This is a genomic window from Dryocola mayonis (assembly GCF_051307045.1).
GTDB lineage: Bacteria > Pseudomonadota > Gammaproteobacteria > Enterobacterales > Enterobacteriaceae > Dryocola.
The window spans coordinates 3698551-3718060 of record NZ_CP150452.1 but is presented as its reverse complement, the minus strand read 5'-3'; the positions used below and the strand labels follow the sequence as shown (position 1 = coordinate 3718060).

At 54.6% G+C, this 19510-nt stretch carries 16 protein-coding genes, 1 other RNA gene and 4 pseudogenes; 13 read left to right on the top strand and 8 right to left on the bottom strand.

Annotated elements, in window-relative coordinates; translation table 11 throughout:
- Positions 1-867: a 16S rRNA (cytidine(1402)-2'-O)-methyltransferase gene (gene rsmI / locus WLO32_RS17980; protein WP_435946363.1), complete on the top strand. Its 867-nt coding sequence runs from the start codon at positions 1-3 to the stop codon at positions 865-867.
- A gap of 86 nt (positions 868-953) precedes the next feature.
- On the opposite strand, the gene iraM is transcribed toward rsmI, so the two are convergent.
- Complete coding sequence (gene iraM / locus WLO32_RS17975) at positions 954-1304, bottom strand: anti-adapter protein IraM (protein WP_435946362.1); 351 nt, start codon at positions 1302-1304, stop codon at positions 954-956.
- Between the two features lie 694 nt (positions 1305-1998).
- Between iraM and WLO32_RS17970 the strand changes: the two genes are divergently transcribed.
- Complete coding sequence (locus WLO32_RS17970; protein ID WP_435946361.1) at positions 1999-2226, top strand: biofilm development regulator YmgB/AriR family protein; 228 nt, start codon at positions 1999-2001, stop codon at positions 2224-2226.
- Positions 2227-2272: 46 nt separating this feature from the next.
- On the opposite strand, the gene garD is transcribed toward WLO32_RS17970, so the two are convergent.
- Positions 2273-3844, bottom strand: a complete 1572-nt coding sequence (gene garD, locus WLO32_RS17965) for a galactarate dehydratase (RefSeq protein WP_435946360.1) — start codon at positions 3842-3844, stop codon at positions 2273-2275.
- 531 nt (positions 3845-4375) lie between these two features.
- Between garD and garL the strand changes: the two genes are divergently transcribed.
- The 4 genes and pseudogenes from garL (at position 4376) to rnpB (ending at position 7682) form a co-directional block, all read left to right on the top strand.
- On the top strand, positions 4376-5146 hold the full coding sequence (gene garL, locus WLO32_RS17960; RefSeq protein WP_435946359.1) for a 2-dehydro-3-deoxyglucarate aldolase: 771 nt from the start codon (positions 4376-4378) through the stop codon (positions 5144-5146).
- Between the two features lie 32 nt (positions 5147-5178).
- Positions 5179-6072, top strand: a complete 894-nt coding sequence (gene garR / locus WLO32_RS17955) for a 2-hydroxy-3-oxopropionate reductase (RefSeq protein WP_435946358.1) — start codon at positions 5179-5181, stop codon at positions 6070-6072.
- Positions 6073-6114: 42 nt separating this feature from the next.
- Positions 6115-7261 (top strand): annotated as a pseudogene (gene garK / locus WLO32_RS17950) (glycerate 2-kinase).
- A 42-nt stretch (positions 7262-7303) separates the two neighbouring features.
- An RNA gene (gene rnpB, locus WLO32_RS17945) (RNase P RNA component class A) lies at positions 7304-7682 on the top strand.
- A 175-nt stretch (positions 7683-7857) separates the two neighbouring features.
- On the opposite strand, the gene sfsB is transcribed toward rnpB, so the two are convergent.
- Entirely contained in the window at positions 7858-8121 is a 264-nt protein-coding gene (gene sfsB / locus WLO32_RS17940; RefSeq protein WP_435946357.1) for a DNA-binding transcriptional regulator SfsB, read from the bottom strand.
- 230 nt (positions 8122-8351) lie between these two features.
- Positions 8352-9324: pseudogene (gene ispB, locus WLO32_RS17935) on the bottom strand (octaprenyl diphosphate synthase).
- A 261-nt stretch (positions 9325-9585) separates the two neighbouring features.
- Between ispB and rplU the strand changes: the two are divergent.
- From rplU to cgtA, 4 genes and pseudogenes are all read left to right on the top strand, one after another.
- Positions 9586-9897 (top strand): 50S ribosomal protein L21, encoded by a 312-nt coding sequence (gene rplU / locus WLO32_RS17930; RefSeq protein WP_121267729.1) that lies wholly within the window; start codon positions 9586-9588, stop codon positions 9895-9897.
- Between the two features lie 18 nt (positions 9898-9915).
- Positions 9916-10173: a 50S ribosomal protein L27 gene (rpmA, locus tag WLO32_RS17925; RefSeq protein ID WP_121267728.1), complete on the top strand. Its 258-nt coding sequence runs from the start codon at positions 9916-9918 to the stop codon at positions 10171-10173.
- A 100-nt stretch (positions 10174-10273) separates the two neighbouring features.
- A complete protein-coding gene (locus tag WLO32_RS17920; RefSeq protein WP_435946356.1) occupies positions 10274-11236 on the top strand; it encodes a DMT family transporter in 963 nt (320 codons plus the stop codon).
- Between the two features lie 16 nt (positions 11237-11252).
- Positions 11253-12426 (top strand): annotated as a pseudogene (cgtA, locus tag WLO32_RS17915) (Obg family GTPase CgtA).
- Positions 12427-12472: 46 nt separating this feature from the next.
- Here cgtA and pmrB read toward each other — a convergent pair.
- From pmrB to dacB, 3 genes are read right to left on the bottom strand one after another with little or no spacing between them, the layout of a single operon-like run.
- Positions 12473-13531, bottom strand: coding sequence for a two-component system sensor histidine kinase PmrB (pmrB, locus tag WLO32_RS17910; protein ID WP_435946355.1), 1059 nt, complete (start codon positions 13529-13531; stop codon positions 12473-12475).
- The gene (pmrA, locus tag WLO32_RS17905; RefSeq protein WP_435946354.1) at positions 13528-14190 is read right to left on the bottom strand and encodes a two-component system response regulator PmrA; all 663 of its coding nucleotides are present in this window, start codon (positions 14188-14190) and stop codon (positions 13528-13530) included. Before pmrA ends, pmrB begins: the two co-directional genes overlap by 4 nt.
- 3 nt (positions 14191-14193) lie before the next feature.
- The gene (gene dacB, locus WLO32_RS17900; RefSeq protein ID WP_435946353.1) at positions 14194-15627 is read right to left on the bottom strand and encodes a serine-type D-Ala-D-Ala carboxypeptidase; all 1434 of its coding nucleotides are present in this window, start codon (positions 15625-15627) and stop codon (positions 14194-14196) included.
- A 244-nt stretch (positions 15628-15871) separates the two neighbouring features.
- Here dacB and greA point away from each other — a divergent pair, with 244 nt between their 5' ends.
- A complete protein-coding gene (gene greA / locus WLO32_RS17895; RefSeq protein ID WP_121267722.1) occupies positions 15872-16348 on the top strand; it encodes a transcription elongation factor GreA in 477 nt (158 codons plus the stop codon).
- A gap of 106 nt (positions 16349-16454) precedes the next feature.
- Here the strand turns inward: greA and yhbY are convergent, their stop codons facing one another.
- Entirely contained in the window at positions 16455-16748 is a 294-nt protein-coding gene (gene yhbY / locus WLO32_RS17890) for a ribosome assembly RNA-binding protein YhbY (RefSeq protein ID WP_121267721.1), read from the bottom strand.
- Positions 16749-16874: 126 nt separating this feature from the next.
- On the opposite strand from yhbY, the pseudogene rlmE reads away from it, so the two are divergent.
- Both rlmE and ftsH read left to right on the top strand, forming a co-directional pair.
- Positions 16875-17505 (top strand): annotated as a pseudogene (gene rlmE, locus WLO32_RS17885) (23S rRNA (uridine(2552)-2'-O)-methyltransferase RlmE).
- Positions 17506-17561: 56 nt separating this feature from the next.
- Positions 17562-19499 carry an ATP-dependent zinc metalloprotease FtsH gene (gene ftsH, locus WLO32_RS17880; protein ID WP_435946351.1) on the top strand — a complete coding sequence of 646 codons (1938 nt, stop codon included), beginning with the start codon at positions 17562-17564 and terminating at the stop codon, positions 19497-19499.
- Positions 19500-19510: the final 11 nt, after the last annotated feature.

Genomic DNA, 19510 nt, shown 5'->3' with positions numbered 1-19510 from the left:
ATGAAACAACTCGAAACGGCGGCGATTTCTGCCAGCACGCTCTACATCGTTCCGACCCCTATCGGTAACCTCGGCGATATCACACAGCGGGCGTTATCCGTGTTGCAAAGCGTTGACCTGATTGCTGCCGAAGATACTCGTCATACCGGTTTATTGCTGCAGCATTTTGGCATTAATGCGCGCCTGTTCGCATTGCACGATCATAATGAGCAACAAAAATCAGAATCGTTACTGGCGAAGCTGCAGGAAGGGCAAAGTATTGCTCTGGTTTCTGATGCCGGTACGCCGCTGATTAACGATCCCGGTTATCACCTGGTGCGTACCTGCCGCGAGGCCGGGATCCGCGTGGTGCCTCTGCCCGGCCCGTGCGCTGCCATTGCGGCGTTAAGCGCGGCCGGACTGCCCTCGGACCGCTTCTGTTATGAAGGTTTTCTGCCGGCGAAATCCAAAGGTCGGCGCGATGCGCTAAAAGCCCTTGAGCAAGAGCCGCGCACGCTGATTTTCTATGAGTCCACCCACCGTTTACTCGACAGTTTAGACGATATTTGTGCGGTGCTCGGTGAATCCCGCTACGTGGTGCTGGCGCGGGAGCTGACCAAAACGTGGGAATCAATTCACGGCGCGCCAATCGCAGAGCTGGCGGCATGGGTTAAAGAGGACGAGAACCGTCGAAAAGGCGAGATGGTGCTGATCGTTGAAGGTTTTAAAGCGCAAAGCGACGATGCGCTGCCCGCCGATGCGTTGCGCACCCTCGCGCTGCTGCAGGCAGAACTGCCGCTGAAAAAAGCCGCTGCGCTTGCTGCCGAAATTCACGGCGTGAAAAAGAATGCGCTGTATAAATATGCTCTTGAAAAAGCTGCGAAATAAGGTTTCCGCGTAGCTTTGCAGCCTGGCCTGAGCGCCGGGCGCTCTTTTTATCCCTGCCGCTGTGTTTTTAGCGAAGCGTTGCGTATTTAAACCGGCTCCGAAGCTTTGTTCAGACCGAAGGGGCAGGTTTTTATTTTACAAGGCGCGGGGTTGGTACAGGTTTGCGGATGGTCGATCCCATTGCCGGGGCATTCTGATTTCTCGCGCATGGTTTTCCACAGTTGTGCATTAAATGCGCTCACATTGCAGAGCGCGATTTCATTTTTCCTGCCATTAATAAAAAAGCCCAGGTCGCTGGTGGTTAATTCGTCTCCGGCTTTTAAAAACAGCGTGGCCTCATACCACAGCACCAGCTTTAAATTACGCGCTGAAATGACGCATGAAAATACTGTCCCTGTAGAAGGGCTAACCAATGAGTCAATGACTTTCCATTTCATTGCTGGTCTCCTGAAGCTCCTGTTAATGTTAAATCCTGCCTGTGCATCTCTCCAGGCCGTCGCCTGGCCTCCCGCCAGCTTGTGACAGATATTAGCCGTTCTGATCTATTGTGATGAGCTGTGATATAAGCTTGTTCAGGGATTCTTTTTCCCAATGTTTTGTTAACAATCATTCAATATATGAATATTAGCCTGGCATCTTAATTTAAGCCATTGAAAAGGATCACTTTTTTGATTTAGTTTAATAAAATTCTTATTTTTCATCAGGATGTTTTCTATTAACAAATTTGATTTGTTTGCTTTTTGATCGATTTTTTTTCGCCAGGAAGTTTCTCAATCTGAATTAAATTTTCAGTATTATTCATAAAAGATGTTAATGATTTCTTATGGGGATTTTAGATTAATACTATAAACAGGTTGGAAAGCCCGCGGGGAAATTACCGAACTTTACATAGCAGGTAGTAAGGGCCGGATACTAAATTGTGAGTAAAAAAGAGGATAATTATCCTTTTTTTTATAAATTTTATTTATGTGTTAGCCAGCGTCGATAATAAAAAAGCGGGCGGTTGCTTGAAAGTTAAGGCGGGTGAACTATTTTTTTGTCATCGCCTTCTGAGCTGGTGGGCCATGACGCCAGCAACGTCCAGAAGTTAACCAGAAAAACCCTTATTGCTGACAAATGGAGACTTGAAAAATGCCTGAGGAATTTATGAAGGTGACGGGGCTGTGGACAACGGATGCGCCTCAGCGGTTAGGTAGCGTTGCGCTTGAGATTCTGATGTCGGGCAAGCCTCTGTCGAATAAAGACGTCATTGCCACGCTTATTCATCGTCTTGAGCAGGAGCAGGATGTTCTGACCACCGATACCTACCGCCAGCTGCTGGAGTATGTCATCTATCGCACCCAGGGTGAGATCGGGTAACGGGGCGCCAGGCTCGCCTTTTTTAAGCGGGCCCGGCGAAGAAAAATCAGGTGACCGGAGCCGGGTTGAAAACCGCCAGGGCGTTGTGCAATCCCCATCGATCCGAAAAGGTTTTCCGGCGGCCGCTCGCCACCTCCAGGATAAGTTTAAACAGCTCCCAGCCTACGTCTTCAATGGTCGCGTCGCCGGTAGCGATGGTGCCTGCGTTAATGTCCATCAGGTCATGCCAGCGGTTTGCCAGCGCGGTGCGGGTGGCCATTTTAATCACCGGGACGGCCAGCAGGCCGTATGGCGTGCCGCGCCCGGTGGTGAAGACCTGCAGGGTAATGCCGGACGCTACCTGCTGCGTACCGCAGACGAAATCGCTCGCCGGGGTGGCCGCGTAGATAAGCCCGCGTTTGGTGGGGCGCAGGCCCGGTGAAAGCACTTCCACTATTGCGCTCTGGCCGGATTTAGCAATGGAGCCGAGGGCTTTTTCCACCACGTTTGCCAGCCCGCCTTTTTTATTTCCCGGCGATGGATTGGCGCTGCGGTCGGTTTTCCCCATGTCGAGATAGTTGTCGTACCAGGCCATTTCTTCGAGCAGGCGCCTGCCTACCTCTTCGTTGACAGCGCGCGGGGTTAACAGGTGGATGGCGTCGCGTACTTCCGTTACCTCAGAAAACATCACCGTTGCGCCGCAGCGCACCAGCAGGTCGGAGGCATAGCCGACCGCCGGGTTTGCCGTCACGCCAGAAAATGCGTCGCTTCCGCCGCACTGCATGCCGACCACCAGCTCAGAGGCCGGACAGGTTTCGCGCTGGCGCTGATTAAGCTTCGCCAGATGACGCTCGGCGACGGCGAGAATATCGTCCACCATGGATTTGAAGCCGACATGATGTTCATCCTGTAAACGAACGATGCTCGCCTCACTCACCTGGATTGCCTGCACATCTTCGCCGCCTGCAAGCAGGCGTTCCGGCTGGAGCTTTTCGCAGCCCAGGCCAATAATCATCACTTCGCCGCCAAAGTTCGGGTTCAGGGCGATATTATGGATGGTGCGGATGGGAATGACCGCCGCCGGGGCGTTGATGGCAACGCCGCAGCCGTACAGATGGTTCAGGCCGACGACGCCATCCACGTTCGGGTAGCGGGGCAGCAGGTCGCGCTCGATAATCTTAATCACATAGTCCACCACGCCCGCCACGCAGTGAACGCTGGTGGTGATGCCGAGCAGGTTTTTGGTGCCCACGCTGCCGTCCGCGTTGCGGTAGCCTTCAAAGGTATAGCCTTCCAGCGGCGGCAGGGGTTGCGGAACCCGGGTGGCCAGCGGCAGAGTATGCAAAGGCGGCGCTTCCGGCAGCTCGACCAGAGACTCGTCAATCCAGCTGCCCTGCGGGATGTCACGGACCGCATAGCCAATCACTTCTCCGTAGCGAATGATTTCACCCCGGACGGGAATATCAACCAGCGCGACCTTATGGCCCTGCGGAATATGCTCAATCAACGTCAGCCCATCGGCAAACCGGGCGCCGGCTTTCAAACCATTGTCGTTGACGATAATAGCGACGTTGTCATTTTTATGCACTTTGATATAAAAGGCCGCCGGCGCCGGCTGGCTATTTTCACTATCTGACATTATTCACTCTTCTCCGGATATACCGCTACTTATTTATCAGTGGCGAACATAAAGTAATTGAGCTCGCAGGAATGGCTTGCTGCATAAATAATGGCAGGCCGATATATATAAGGATGTGATTCAGATCACTTAATGTCGTCACGCCTTTCCGCTCGGCAGAGCAATATAAAAATATGTGCAACACGCCCCATGATCATGTACCAATGCTCAGAATAATCGTCTGCTGAAGCCCTGCTATTGTGCAATTGCCTGATGCCGCCGCAGCCTGCGCTGGCTATACTACGCTGCGTGCCTTCAACAACAGATTAATTATCTGGAAGCGATATTAAGACAGAATATACCGAGCGTACGCCGGTTTAAAAAGGCCATCGCAGCTCAAATTGAATATTATCAATTGGCTTAATGACGATGATGATTAACCCTGCTGGACGCGCCGCATTTTTATTACCAGCATTGATGACGCTGATAAATTATTAATTATCGGCGGATGATAGCGGATGCAGGCTACAGAAAAAATTAAGGTAAAACATTATGAATAACGATGTCTTTCCAAATAAATTCAAAGCCGCCCTGGCGGCCCACCAGATACAGATTGGCTGCTGGTCGGCGCTGGCTAACCCTGTCAGCACCGAAGTGCTGGGCCTTGCCGGCTTTGACTGGATCGTGCTGGACGGCGAACACGCGCCAAACGATATCACTACGTTTATTCCGCAGCTGATGGCGCTGTCCAACAGCCATAGCGCCCCGGTCGTTCGCGCGCCGGCTAACGATCCGGTAACGATCAAACGCCTGCTGGATATCGGCTTCTATAACTTCCTTATCCCGTTCGTGGAAACTCAGGAAGAGGCTGCTTTAGCGGTCGCTTCCACCCGTTACCCGCCTGAGGGCATTCGCGGCGTGTCGGTTTCGCACCGTAGCAACGGCTACGGCACCGTGGTTGACTACTTTAAGCAGGTAAATCAGCACATCGCCGTGCTGGTGCAGATTGAAAGCCAGCAAGGCGTTGATAACCTGGACGCCATTGCGGCAACCGATGGCGTAGACGGTATCTTTGTCGGCCCAGGAGATCTGTCCGCCGCGCTGGGACACCTCGGCAATCCTTCTCATCCGGAAGTACAAAGCGCTATCCAGTACATTTTTGCGCGGGCGAAGGCGTTCGGCAAGCCGGCGGGAATCCTGGCGCCGGTCGAGGCCGACGCGCGCCGCTATCTGGAATGGGGGGCAACGTTTGTCGCCGTCGGCAGCGATTTAGGCATTTTCCGCTCCGCGACCCAGAAGCTATGCGACCAGTTTAAAAAATAAAGTCCGTTCATACATAACGAGAGAGTAAAGCTATGACGCTGAAAGTTGGATTTATTGGCCTTGGCATTATGGGGCGGCCAATGAGCAAAAACCTTATCAAAGCCGGTTACCCGCTGGTGGTTGCCGACCATAACGCGCAGGCGGTTGCTGATTTGATGGCCGCCGGCGCGGAAACCGCCGCCACGCCAAAAGATATTGCCGGGCAGTGCGGAGTGATAATCACCATGCTGCCTGACTCTCCGCACGTGAAAGAAGTTGCGCTGGGCGAAAACGGCATTATTGAGGGCGCGAAGCCGGGCACCGTATTTATCGACATGAGCTCCATTGCGCCGCTGGCGAGCCGTGAAATCAGCGAAGCGTTGAAAGCCAAAGGTATCGCGATGCTCGACGCGCCGGTAAGCGGCGGCGAGCCCAAAGCCATTGACGGTACGCTGTCAGTCATGGTCGGCGGCGATCGGGCGCTGTTCGATAAATATTACGCTTTGCTTAAAGCGATGGCGGGTTCTGTCGTCCATACCGGTGATATCGGCGCGGGCAACGTAACCAAGCTGGCGAATCAGGTGATTGTCGCGCTGAATATCGCCGCCATGTCCGAAGCGTTGGTGCTGGCAACCAAAGCCGGCGTCAATCCCGAGCTGGTATTCCAGGCGATTCGCGGCGGCCTTGCGGGCAGCACCGTTCTGGAGACGAAAGCGCCGATGGTGATGGATCGTAACTTCAGGCCCGGCTTCCGTATCGATCTGCATATTAAAGACCTCGCGAATGCGCTGGATACTTCTCACGGCGTAGGCGCCCAGCTGCCGCTGACCGCAGCCGTTATGGAGATGATGCAGGCGCTGCGCGCGGACGGCCAGGGTAACGACGACCACAGCGCCATCGCATGCTACTACGAAAAACTGGCGAAGGTTGAGGTCGCGAAGCGTTAAGAGGCGCCCTGTTTTCTCAGGCTGAATCAGGCATGGATTACTATGAAAATCGTTATCGCACCCGACTCTTATAAAGAAAGCCTCTCAGCCGTTGAAGTGGCGCAGGCTATCGAAAAGGGATTTCGTGAAATATTTCCTGACGCCCACTATATAGCGGTCCCGGTTGCGGACGGCGGCGAAGGCACCGTCGATGCCATGGTTAGCGCAACGCGGGGAGCTAAATTCGTCACGACCGTCACCGGCCCGCTGGGCGAGCCCGTATCGGCATGCTGGGGCATGTCCGGCGACGGTAAAACAGCTTTTATCGAGATGGCGCAAGCCAGCGGACTCGTACTCGTACCCGCGGAGAAACGCAACCCGCTTATTACCACTTCGCGCGGCACCGGGGAGCTGATTTTACGCGCTCTGGATAAAGGCGCGCGCAGTATCATTATCGGCATCGGCGGCAGCGCGACTAACGACGGCGGAGCGGGAATGATGCAGGCGCTGGGCGCAAAACTAACCGATGCGAACGGCACAGAGGTCGGCCCGGGCGGCGGTGGGCCTGCTCACCCTGAACAGCATTGATATTTCCGGGCTGGATAAGCGTCTGGCAAGCTGCGTAATTAACGTGGCATGCGACGTAACCAATCCCCTGACGGGCGATAATGGCGCATCCCGAATTTTTGGGCCGCAAAAAGGCGCCGACGAAAGCATGATTGTCGAGCTGGATCGTAATCTGGTGCATTTTGCGCAGATGATAAAAAAATATCTGCGTGTAGAGGTGAAAAATGCGCCGGGCGCGGGCGCCGCAGGCGGCATGGGCGCAGCCTTAATGGCGTTTCTCGGGGCTGATTTACGCAGCGGCGTTGAGATAGTCACCGAGGCCCTGAACCTGGAGGAGCATATCCACGACTGCTGGCTGGTGGTCACCGGCGAAGGGCGCATAGACAGCCAAAGCATTCGTGGCAAAGTCCCCACCGGCGTTGCGACAGTCGCGAAGAAATACCGCAAGCCGGTCATTGGCATCGCCGGCTCGCTGTCCCGCGATGCCGCGGTTGTGCATCAGCACGGCATTGACGCGGTATTCAGCGTGCTGAACAGCATCGGGACGCTGGAGGAGGCCCTGAAAGACGCTTTTGAGAATATCTACCGCGCCTCGCGTGATATCGCCGCGACGGTCGCTATCGGCATGCGAACCAGAGGTTAAGTCAGCGTGACATGGGGGCGCAAACCCTCTATACTTCGCGCCGAAGCTGACCAGGCAGTCGCCGCTTCGTCGTCGTCCTCTTCGGGGGAGACGGGCGGAGGGGAGGAAAGTCCGGGCTCCATAGGGCAGGGTGCCAGGTAACGCCTGGGAGGCGCAAGCCTACGACCAGTGCAACAGAGAGCAAACCGCCGATGGCCCGCGCAAGCGGGATCAGGTAAGGGTGAAAGGGTGCGGTAAGAGCGCACCGCGCGTCTGGTAACAGTTCGCGGCACGGTAAACTCCACCCGGAGCAAGGCCAAATAGGGGTTCATAAGGTACGGCCCGTACTGAACCCGGGTAGGCTGCTTGAGCCAGTGAGCGATTGCTGGCCTAGATGAATGACTGTCCACGACAGAACCCGGCTTAACGGTCAGCTTCAACTTCTTACAAAACCCCGCTTCGGCGGGGTTTTTGCTTATCAGGGCCCGGGCAGGATGAATGACTGTCCACGACGCTCTTCATGAAAGAAAGCGGCTTAACGGTCAGCTTCAACTTCTTATAAAACCCCGCTTCGGCGGGGTTTTTGCTTTTTGCACCAGCGTGAAAAACGGTTCAGGTTACTTTTTACGTATCAGCAAAGAACGGTCGATAAATTCATTCGTCACCGGATCAAAATAGCGCGAAGGCCAGATTATCCAGGGCTGGGTTTCCAGCGCCCGGGCAATGATCTGCTCACCTTTCGGCCAGGGGCGGGTTAACGCATTGGCCAGGGTGGCCGAATTTAGTCCTGCCTTGCGCGACTCAGCCGCAAGGGACGTTCCCCGTTTGCGCAGGCCTGCAATGATATCGGCAGGATGCCAGTCCGCCTGTTTGTTATTCATTTTTCCTCCCTGTGATTAACTCATTTCCTGGTGCGTTTTCTTGTATCTGGAATTTATAGCATAAAATAGTTTAATAATTTCCAATAAAAAATAACAACGCTCAATTCTGTGTTTTAAAACACAAAACCGTATGAAAATGGGCGGGCAAGCGTTGCAGAACGGGAGGGAGAGAAAGGCGTTGTAGAGATTTACTGGAAACTTTGCGCGCCAGCAGCCGGCGCGCAGGATAGTTAGCGATCGCGCTGAACGGCCATATGCGCCAGGGCGATTAAAGCTTCTTTGTGCTCGCTTTCCGGCAACGCGCCCAGGGCGGCGATAGCCTTATCCGCTTCTTGCTCGGCGCGCAGGCGGGTCCACTCCAGCGAACCGCAGGCGGGCCATGGCATCCAGCACGGGCTGTAACAGATGGCGGCCATTTCCCTGCTCGATGGCTTCGCGAATCATCCGGGTCTGCTCCGGCGTGCCGTTGCGCATCGCATGCAGTAAAGGAAGCGTCGGTTTGCCTTCGTTAAGGTCGTCCCCCACATTTTTACCCAGCGTTTGGCCGTCGGCGCTGTAGTCCAGTAAATCATCGATCAGCTGGAAAGCGGTGCCCAGATAGCGGCCATAATCCTGTAAAGCCTGCTCCTGCTCCGCGGTGGCATCGGCTAAAATGCCCGAGCACTGGGACGCGGCTTCGAACAGGCGCGCGGTTTTGCTGTATATAACGCGCATATAGCTTTCTTCGGTGATGTCCGGGTCGTTACAGTTCATCAGCTGCAGAACTTCCCCTTCCGCGATGACATTCACCGCTTCTGACATCACTTCGAGCACCTTCAACGACCCCAGCTGCGTCATCATCTGGAAGGCGCGGGTGTAGATGAAATCGCCTACCAGCACGCTCGCCGCGTTGCCAAAGGCCGCGTTAGCCGTGGCTTTGCCGCGACGCATATCCGATTCATCGACCACATCGTCGTGCAGCAGCGTGGCGGTGTGAATAAACTCGATCAGCGCAGCAATGCTGATGTGAGCCTTGCCCTGGTAACCGAGGGCACGTGCGGCAAGCACTGCGATCATCGGGCGTATGCGTTTGCCGCCGCCGCTCACGATGTAATAGCCTAACTGGTTGATCAGTTGGACATCCGAATTTAACTGTTCAAGGATGACCGCGTTGACACCCGCCATATCTTGCGCGGTTAACTCGTTAATTTTTTCTAAATTCATCGCAAAAGTCTGGCTTACAGTCCTGTTTACCACGTGTTGTTATGGAATAACGTGAAGGTAGAGGAGTGATAATGTAGTACAGATTGTACTGAAAAAACGAGGCAGATAAACGTTGTCTGTGAGGTTGCGTTTTTTTTCTACGCGTATGCACAATCGGGCTTGTCAAATGCTCCGTGTTTGCGTAATATTCGCGCCCTATTGTGAATATTTATAGCGCCACCTGAAACCAATGTAAGGTGTGTGCGGAAAGCGGAGTTTTATATGTACGCGGTTTTCCAAAGTGGTGGTAAACAACACCGAGTAAGCGAAGGTCAGACCGTTCGCCTGGAAAAGCTGGACATCGCAACTGGCGAGTCTGTTGAGTTCGCAGAAGTTCTGATGATCGCTAATGGCGAAGAAATCAAAATCGGCGTTCCTTTCGTTGATGGCGGCGTAATCAAGGCTGAAGTTGTTGCTCATGGTCGTGGCGAGAAAATTAAGATTGTTAAGTTTCGTCGTCGTAAACACTACCGTAAGCAGCAAGGTCATCGTCAGTGGTTCACTGATGTGAAAATCACTGGCATCAGCGCTTAAGACAGAGGAGCAGATTAAATGGCACATAAAAAGGCTGGCGGCTCAACTCGTAACGGTCGCGATTCGGAAGCTAAACGTCTGGGCGTAAAACGTTTCGGCGGTGAAGCAGTTCTGGCAGGCAGCATTATCGTTCGTCAACGTGGTACTAAATTCCACGCTGGCAGCAACGTAGGTTGCGGCAAAGATCACACTCTGTTCGCTTTGACTGACGGTAAAGTTAAGTTCGAAGTTAAAGGCCCGAAAAACCGTAAGTTCATCAGCATCGTTGCTGAATAAGTTTTTCGCGTCCCGGTAACGGATTGAAGCCCCGCAACACGTTGCGGGGCTTTTTACATTCTGAGCCCGGTAAATCAATGAAGTACCAGGGAACTTCAGCATGAAACAGCAGGCGGGCATCGGCATTCTTCTGGCATTAACCACGGCGGTCTGCTGGGGCGCTTTGCCAATCGCTATGAAGCAGGTGCTGACGGTCATGGAACCGCCTACCGTGGTTTTTTACCGCTTCCTGATGGCCAGTATCGGCCTGGGTTCAATCCTCGCGCTGCGGGGCAAGCTGCCGGCGATGCGTATTTTCCGCAAGCCGCGCTGGCTGGTGCTGCTGGCGATCGCGACCGGAGGATTGTTCGGGAACTTCCTGCTGTTTAGCTCTTCCCTGCAATACCTGAGCCCAACGGCATCCCAGGTGATTGGCCAGCTCTCCCCGGTGGGGATGATGGTGGCAAGCGTGGTCGTGCTGAAAGAGAAAATGCGCGGCACGCAGGTCGTGGGGGCCATTATGCTGCTTTGCGGTCTGGTGATGTTTTTTAACACCAGCCTGATAGAAATTTTTACCCGCCTGACAGATTACACCCTCGGGGTGATTTTCGGCGTGCTGGCGGCGACGGTTTGGGTCACCTATGGCGTGGCGCAGAAGGTGTTATTACGCCGGCTGGCCTCGCAACAGATCCTCTTTTTGCTGTACACTTTGTGTACCGTTGCCTTATTGCCCCTGGCGCAGCCGAAGATGATTTTTCAGCTTAGCGGATGGCAACTGGCATGTTTAATTTTCTGCGGCCTGAATACGCTTATTGGGTATGGGGCGCTGGCAGAAGCAATGGCCCGGTGGCAGGCGGCGCAGGTCAGCGCGATTATCACCCTGACACCGCTGTTTACCCTGCTGTTTTCAGATTTATTAGCGTTAGCCTGGCCCGATTTCTTCGCCATGCCGTTGCTTAACCTCGTGGGTTATGCCGGCGCGTTTGTCGTGGTTGCGGGCGCGATGTATTCCGCCATTGGTCACCGTCTTTGGGGACGCTGGCACAAAACCGAAGCTGTCCCAGTACAACATTCGGGCGAATGATTTACGGAGAAGTGAAATGAAGTTTGTTGATGAAGCAACGATCCTGGTCGTAGCAGGTGATGGCGGTAACGGCTGCGTTAGCTTCCGTCGTGAAAAATATATCCCAAGGGGCGGCCCGGACGGCGGCGACGGCGGCGACGGCGGCGACGTGTGGCTGGAAGCCGATGAAAACCTCAACACGCTGATCGATTACCGTTTTGAAAAATCTTTCCGCGCCGAACGCGGTCAGAATGGCCAGAGCCGCGACTGTACCGGTAAGCGCGGTAAAGACGTAACGGTTAAGGTGCCTGTAGGTACTCGCGTTATCGATCAGGGCACTGGCGAAACCATGGGCGACATGACCCAGCACGGCCAGAAGCTGATGGTAGCTAAAGGCGGCTGGCACGGTCTGGGCAACACCCGCTTTAAATCATCCGTTAACCGTACCCCGCGTCAAAAAACGATGGGTACGCCGGGTGAAAAGCGCGACCTGCAGCTTGAATTAATGCTGCTGGCTGACGTTGGCATGCTGGGGCCTGCCGAACGCGGGTAAATCTACCTTTATCCGCTCCGTCTCCGCCGCAAAACCAAAAGTTGCCGATTATCCGTTCACCACCCTGGTGCCAAGCCTCGGCGTGGTGCGTATGGACAACGAGAAGAGCTTTGTCGTCGCCGATATCCCGGGGCTGATCGAAGGCGCTGCGGAAGGCGCCGGCCTTGGCATTCGCTTCCTGAAGCACCTTGAGCGCTGCCGCGTGCTGCTTCATCTTATCGACATCGCGCCAATCGACGAATCCGATCCGGTGGAAAACGCCCGTATTATTATTGGCGAGCTGGAGAAATACAGCGCGAAGCTGGCGGAGAAACCGCGTTGGCTGGTGTTTAACAAAGTTGATTTGATGAGCCAGGAAGAAGCCGAAGCGCGCGCCAAAGAAATTGCTACGGCGATGGGCTGGGAAGATAAATATTACCTTATCTCTGCGGTCAACCGTGAAGGCGTCAACGCGCTGTGCTGGGACGTAATGGACTTTATCATCGCTAACCCGAAAGTCAGCGAAGTGGTGCCGGTGGCGCCTGAGAAAGTTGAGTTTATGTGGGATGACTACCATCAGCAGCAGCTCGACGCCGCGGAAGCGGAAGAAGACGACGACTGGGATGATGACTGGGATGAAGATGACGACGAAGGCGTCGAAATCATTTACCAGAAATAATTATCGCAGCGCAGAAGGGCCGGTTAAACCGGCCCTTTTTTATGGGTTACTGAATGGTCTTCGGCAGCCAGCAGCCGGCTTTAAGACCGCTGCCCTCGCTGCGGTTATCCAGAGTTAATTTGCCGTGGTGCAGCTGTACGATGCGCAGGACGATGTTTAAACCAAGGCCGCTGCCGCCGTAGCGCTGGTCCATGCGTCGGAAGGGTTCGGTCAGCGTCTGCCGGTGCTGTTCGTCAATGCCTGGCCCCTGATCCGATACGCACAGCAGCGTACCCGTATCCCGTGGGGTCAGGGATACGCTAATCACGCTTCCCTCCGGGCTGTAACGGGAAGCGTTCTCCAGCAGGTTGCGCAGCATCAGGCGCAGCAGCACCGCGTCGCCCTGCACCGACTCGTTACTTTCCTGCGGCCATTCGATGGTCTGTTCCCGCATCGCCATCATCTCATTCATTTCCATTTTCAGCGGCGCGATGATCTCCCTGGTCCACGTCAGCGTATTGTAGTGCCCGCTTGCCAGCGCCTGTCCGGCCCGGGAAAGCATCAACAGCTGCTCGATGGTGTGCATCAGCCGATCGATGCGCTCCAGCAGCATCGGCGCCTGCGGATTGCCCGAGTTCGCCATTAATTCCAGATGCAGCCTGAGCCCGGCAAGCGGGGTACGCAGCTCGTGCGCGGCGTCGGCGGTAAACAGGCGCTCTTGTTGAATGGTATGGTCCAGGCGTGCAAGCAGCTGGTTTAACGAGGTGGTGACAGACACCATCTCTTCCATATCGGAATACATGGGAAGAGGAGAGAGGTTATCCGCAGAACGGTTGGCGAGGCTCGTACGCAGGCGGTTTAAAGGACGCGTAATCCAGCTGATTGCCCAAAAAGAGAAGAACAGCGTAAAGCCGATCATTACCAGCGACGGCACCAGCAGCGAGGCGATGGCCTCGCGAATTTCTTTCTCAACGTGCATGTTACGCGATTTGGCTGAAAGCGTTTCGTTTACCAGAAAGCCGATTTGCTCCCGGCTTTCATGCCACAACCAGATCACGCTAATAAGCTGAAAAAACAATAAAATTATTGCAAGCAGCAGCATTAAACGCCGGCGCATGCTGTTCATATCTGGCTTTCCAGCCGGTAGCCGACGCCGCGCACGGTTTTGATGCGATCCTTGCCTAGCTTGCGGCGCAGATTGTGAATGTGCACCTCAAGCGTATTTGAGCCGGGATCGTCCTGCCAGCTGTAGATATCCTGCTGTAACGTTTCGCGATGCACCGTCTGGCCGATGCGCATCATCAGGCGCGTGAGAAGGGCGAATTCTTTCGGGGTGATTTCCAGCGGGCGGGCCTGCAGCATAACCTGCTGGGTTTGCAAGTTAAGCGCCAAATCCCCCTGCTGCAAAAGGTTATCGCTGTGTCCCTGATAACGACGGATCAGCGCCCGCACCCGAGCCTGCAGCTCTGCCAGCGCGAAGGGCTTAACCAGATAATCGTCGGCGCCGGAATCCAGGCCTTTGACCCGGTCTTCCAGCGCATCGCGTGCCGTGAGGATCAGTACCGGGTTGCTTACGCCGCGGCGGCGCCACTGGCTTAGCAGCGTGGCGCCGTCTTTATCCGGCAGGCCGAGATCCAGAATAACCAGGCTGTATTCGCCGCTTTGTATCAACGCATCGGCCCCGGCGGCGGTAGCGGTGCAGTCCAGCGCGTAGCCTTCGTTGCCCAACGCCTGCGCCAGCCCTTCCTGTAACAGTAAATCGTCTTCAACAATCAGCAGCTTCATGGCTTAGTTATTCTGGTAGATATCCTTATAGAGTCGACTTTCGAAGCGCACTAGCGGGATACGGCGGTTACGTTGATCGGCAGGCTCTACGGCATAGCCGGATAAATATTGCACAAAGGCCATTCGCTGGCCGCTGGCGGTGGTAATAAAACCGGCCAGGTTATACACGCCCTGCAGGGAACCGGTCTTGGCAGAAACTTTGCCGTCGACGCCCGCCTGGTGCAGACCCGCGCGGTACTGCAGCGAGCCGTCATAGCCGGCCAGCGGCAGCATCGAGATAAAGTTTAGCTGACTGTCGTTCTGCGCGATGTATTGCAGCACCTGCATCATAGTCGCGGGTGAAATCAGGTTATGGCGGGAGAGGCCCGAACCGTCCACCACAATAGTATTGCCTAAATTAACGCCCGCCTTTTGGCTCAGAATCTGGCGTACTGCGTCCGCGCCCGCGCGCCATGTGCCCGGCACGCCGAACCTGTTATGGCCGATAGTGCGGAACACGGTATCGGCAATCATATTGTCCGATTTTTTGAGCATGATTTTCAGCAGGTCGTGTAAAGGGGCGGATTCCTTGCTGGCGATAACCGTCCCCGGCGTAGTCACCTTAGTCTGGCGCAGCAGCGTGCCGCTATAGGTGATGCCCGCTTCTTTTAGCTCGGCTTTCAGGATAGCGCCCGCATAGCTGGCTCCGTCCTGAATGGCAAAGGCCAAAGGCAACGGATCCGCGCGCTGGGTCATGCAGCCCGTGAGAGTAAAGCGGTTGAGATCGCCGGGCACGACATCCAGTTCGCAATACTGCGCATCCGGCGAACCTTTGGCGAGCGTTCTCACCTGGCTGTTCATCAGCACCGGGTAATAAGAGGCGATACGAACAAATGCCAGATCGTCGGGCTTCGGCGCGCTGTAGAGAGAAACAGAGAAGCAGTTGCGGTCAACGATGGCCGCGGCAGGCGGCGCGCTGAAGCACTGCGTCATGTCGTTCCACGGCCAGCCGGGCGCCTTATCGTGGCTGGCGAATACGGAAGTGTCGATCAGCACATTGCCCTGAATCTGCTGCACGCCGGCCTTTTTCAGCACCGCGACCATATTGCGAATATCCTGGCGTTTTAGCGTTGGATCGCCGCCAAATCGCGCCACAAGGTCGCCGTTTAGCACGCCATTGCTTATTTGCGCCTGGCTTTCAAGCGTCGTCGTAAAGCGGAAATCGGGCCCGAGCTGCAGCAGGGCCGCCAGCGCCGTAATCACTTTTTGCGTACTGGCGGGCAGGGCCATTTGCTGACTGTGATAGTCAATTGACGGCGCCTGAGCGCCCACCTTTTGCACCATCAGCGCCAGGTTTGCTCCCGCGGGCAGCTGGGAGGTGTATTCTTCAACGTTGGCGGCCTGAACGTTCAATACCACTGCACTGGTCAATCCAATGACAAATCTAAAAAATCGCATAATCTCGCGGTAACAGCCTGGAAACGTGCAGCCATACTACGGTGCATCGCGGTGCAAAGTAAACGATGACCCTTGTGGAACTCCAGGGTAAAATACGTATCAAATTGAAAACCGTTCCTGACCTGGGGCTTTGCTCCGGGTCAGTTTTCTTTTATTTGTTGTCAGGCAAATGCTCTGGCTATGCTCTTAAGTCAGCACCGCCCAGGGCCTTGCTGAACAGGACAGTTTTTAAGAGGTATAACAAATGCAACCTATTCCGATGACCCTACGTGGCGCAGAAAGATTACGTGAAGAGCTCGATTTCCTGAAGTCGGTTCGTCGCCCGGAAATCATTGCCGCTATCGCCGACGCCCGCGAGCATGGCGATCTGAAAGAAAACGCTGAGTACCACGCGGCGCGCGAGCAGCAGGGTTTCTGCGAAGGCCGTATTCAGGATATCGAAGCCAAGCTGTCTAACGCTCAGGTTATCGACGTCACCAAAATGCCTAACAACGGCCGCGTGATTTTTGGCGCCACGGTGACCGTTCTGAACCTTGAGAACGACGAAGAGCAGACTTATCGCATCGTTGGCGATGATGAGGCTGATTTTAAACAGAATCTGATTTCGGTTAATTCGCCTATCGCGCGTGGGCTGGTAGGGAAAGAGCAGGATGACGTGGTGGTGATCCGCACGCCCGGCGGCGATGTCGAATTTGAGATCGTGAAGGTGGAGTATTTATAATTTCTGCTACGCTGATTGCCGGCGTGGCGTATTGTAAAGAAAGGAAAAAGGCCGCACAGCGGCCTTTTATCAACGAACAGAGCGTGGCATTTTGCACACTCTGCGCTTATTTCGGCAGAGAAATCTTACGCTCTTTAGATGGGCGATAAAGCACCAGCGTTTTACCGATGACCTGTACATTACAGGCGCCGGTTTCCCGCACGATGGCATCCACTATCAAGGCTTTAGTCTCGCGATCTTCGGTTGCGACTTTGACCTTGATTAACTCATGGTGCTCAAGTGCTTGTTCAATCTCGGCCAGTACCCCTTCGGTCAAACCATTATTGCCCAGCATGACTACTGGCTTGAGTGGATGAGCAAGACCTTTCAGGTGCTGTTTTTGTTTAGTACTCAGATTCATCGTATTATTTGCTTACGTTGGGATTGAAAACGGTTCATTCTACCGCCATCTCCAGTGTATCGCCAAATCGGCTGTGCTGATTTTTTAACAGCCTGCCACTCACGATGAACAAAGTTGGAAATTGAGATGACAGGTAAAAAGCGTTCTGCCAGCTCCAGTCGCTGGCTGCAGGAACACTTTAGCGATAAATATGTACTTCAGGCGCAGAAAAAGGGGTTGCGTTCCCGTGCCTGGTTTAAACTTGATGAAATACAGCAAAGTGACAAACTTTTTAAGCCAGGAATGACGGTTGTCGATCTTGGCGCTGCTCCCGGAGGCTGGTCGCAGTACGTTGTGACGGAGATCGGGAATCAAGGGCGAATCATTGCTTGCGATCTTTTACCAATGGATCCTATCGTTGGTGTGGACTTCCTTCAGGGCGATTTTCGTGATGAATTAGTCGTCAAGGCCCCTGCTGGAACGTGTTGGTGACAATAAAGTTCAGGTTGTCATGTCAGATATGGCACCAAATATGAGCGGGACACCGGCAGTAGATATTCCTCGCGCTATGTATCTGGTAGAACTGGCACTGGAAATGTGTCGTGATGTTCTGGCGCCGGGCGGAAGTTTTGTGGTGAAAGTGTTTCAAGGCGAAGGTTTCGATGAATACCTGCGAGAAATTCGCTCCCTGTTTACGAAGGTGAAAGTTCGTAAGCCGGACTCTTCTCGTGCCCGCTCACGTGAAGTGTACATTGTAGCGACCGGGCGCAAAGTATAGTACCCTGACGCTGTTTGTTAACACAGTTGTAATATGAGGTTAATCCCTTGAGTGACATGGCGAAAAACCTAATACTCTGGCTGGTCATCGCGGTTGTGCTGATGTCTGTGTTCCAGAGCTTTGGGCCCAGCGAGTCAAACGGCCGTAGGGTGGATTATTCCACTTTCCTGTCTGAAGTGAATCAGGACCAGGTTCGCGAAGCGCGTATCAATGGACGTGAAATCAACGTTACCAAGAAAGATAGTAACCGATACACGACTTATATCCCCGTTAACGATCCCAAGCTGCTTGATAATCTGCTGACCAAGAACGTTAAAGTGGTAGGCGAGCCGCCTGAAGAGCCTAGCTTGCTGGCTTCTATCTTTATTTCCTGGTTCCCGATGCTGTTGCTAATTGGGGTCTGGATCTTCTTTATGCGCCAGATGCAGGGCGGCGGTGGCAAAGGTGCCATGTCGTTCGGCAAGAGCAAGGCGCGTATGCTCACCGAAGACCAAATCAAAACCACTTTTGCCGACGTTGCTGGCTGTGACGAAGCAAAAGAAGAGGTTGCTGAGCTGGTTGAATACCTGCGTGAGCCGAGCCGTTTCCAGAAGCTGGGCGGCAAAATCCCGAAAGGCGTGCTGATGGTCGGCCCTCCGGGTACCGGTAAAACCCTGCTGGCGAAAGCCATCGCGGGCGAAGCGAAAGTGCCGTTCTTTACCATATCCGGCTCTGACTTCGTGGAAATGTTCGTTGGCGTGGGCGCATCCCGCGTGCGCGACATGTTCGAGCAGGCCAAGAAAGCCGCGCCGTGCATCATCTTTATCGATGAAATCGACGCCGTAGGCCGCCAGCGTGGCGCAGGCCTGGGCGGCGGTCACGATGAACGCGAGCAGACGCTGAACCAGATGCTGGTTGAGATGGATGGTTTCGAAGGTAATGAAGGCATCATTGTTATCGCCGCAACCAACCGTCCGGACGTGCTTGACCCGGCGCTGCTGCGTCCTGGCCGTTTCGACCGTCAGGTCGTTGTTGGTCTGCCGGACGTCCGTGGCCGTGAGCAAATCCTGAAGGTGCATATGCGCCGCGTGCCTCTGGCGCCCGATATCGACGCGGCGATCATCGCCCGCGGTACGCCAGGCTTCTCCGGTGCGGATTTGGCAAACCTTGTGAACGAAGCTGCGCTGTTCGCCGCTCGCGGTAACAAACGTGTCGTTTCGATGGTTGAGTTCGAAAAAGCGAAGGACAAAATCATGATGGGCGCGGAACGCCGCTCCATGGTGATGACGGAAGCGCAGAAAGAATCCACCGCCTATCACGAAGCGGGGCACGCGATTATTGGCCGTCTGGTGCCTGAGCACGATCCGGTACACAAGGTCACCATTATTCCGCGTGGCCGCGCGCTTGGCGTTACCTTCTTCCTGCCTGAAGGCGATGCTATCAGCGCCAGCCGTCAGAAACTGGAAAGCCAGATTTCTACGCTGTACGGCGGTCGTCTGGCCGAAGAGATAATCTACGGCGCGGAACATGTTTCTACCGGTGCGTCTAACGACATTAAAGTCGCGACCTCCATCGCGCGTAACATGGTTACCCAGTGGGGCTTCTCTGAGAAACTCGGTCCGCTGCTGTATGCGGAAGAAGAGGGCGAGGTGTTCCTGGGCCGCTCCGTGGCAAAAGCAAAACACATGTCCGATGAAACCGCTCGTATCATCGATCAGGAAGTGAAGCTGCTGATCGAGCGCAACTACGCTCGCGCTCGCCAGCTGCTGAATGAAAACATGGATATTCTTCACACCATGAAAGACGCGCTGATGAAGTATGAAACCATCGATGCGCCGCAGATTGACGATCTGATGGCTCGCCGCGATGTGCGTCCGCCAGCGGGCTGGGAAGATTCAAACAACGGCAGCAACAATTCTGATAACAACGGTACGCCACGTGCACCGCGTCCGGTCGACGAACCGCGCACGCCGAATCCTGGCAACACCATGTCAGAACAGTTGGGCGATAAGTAAGCCGAGCTCGT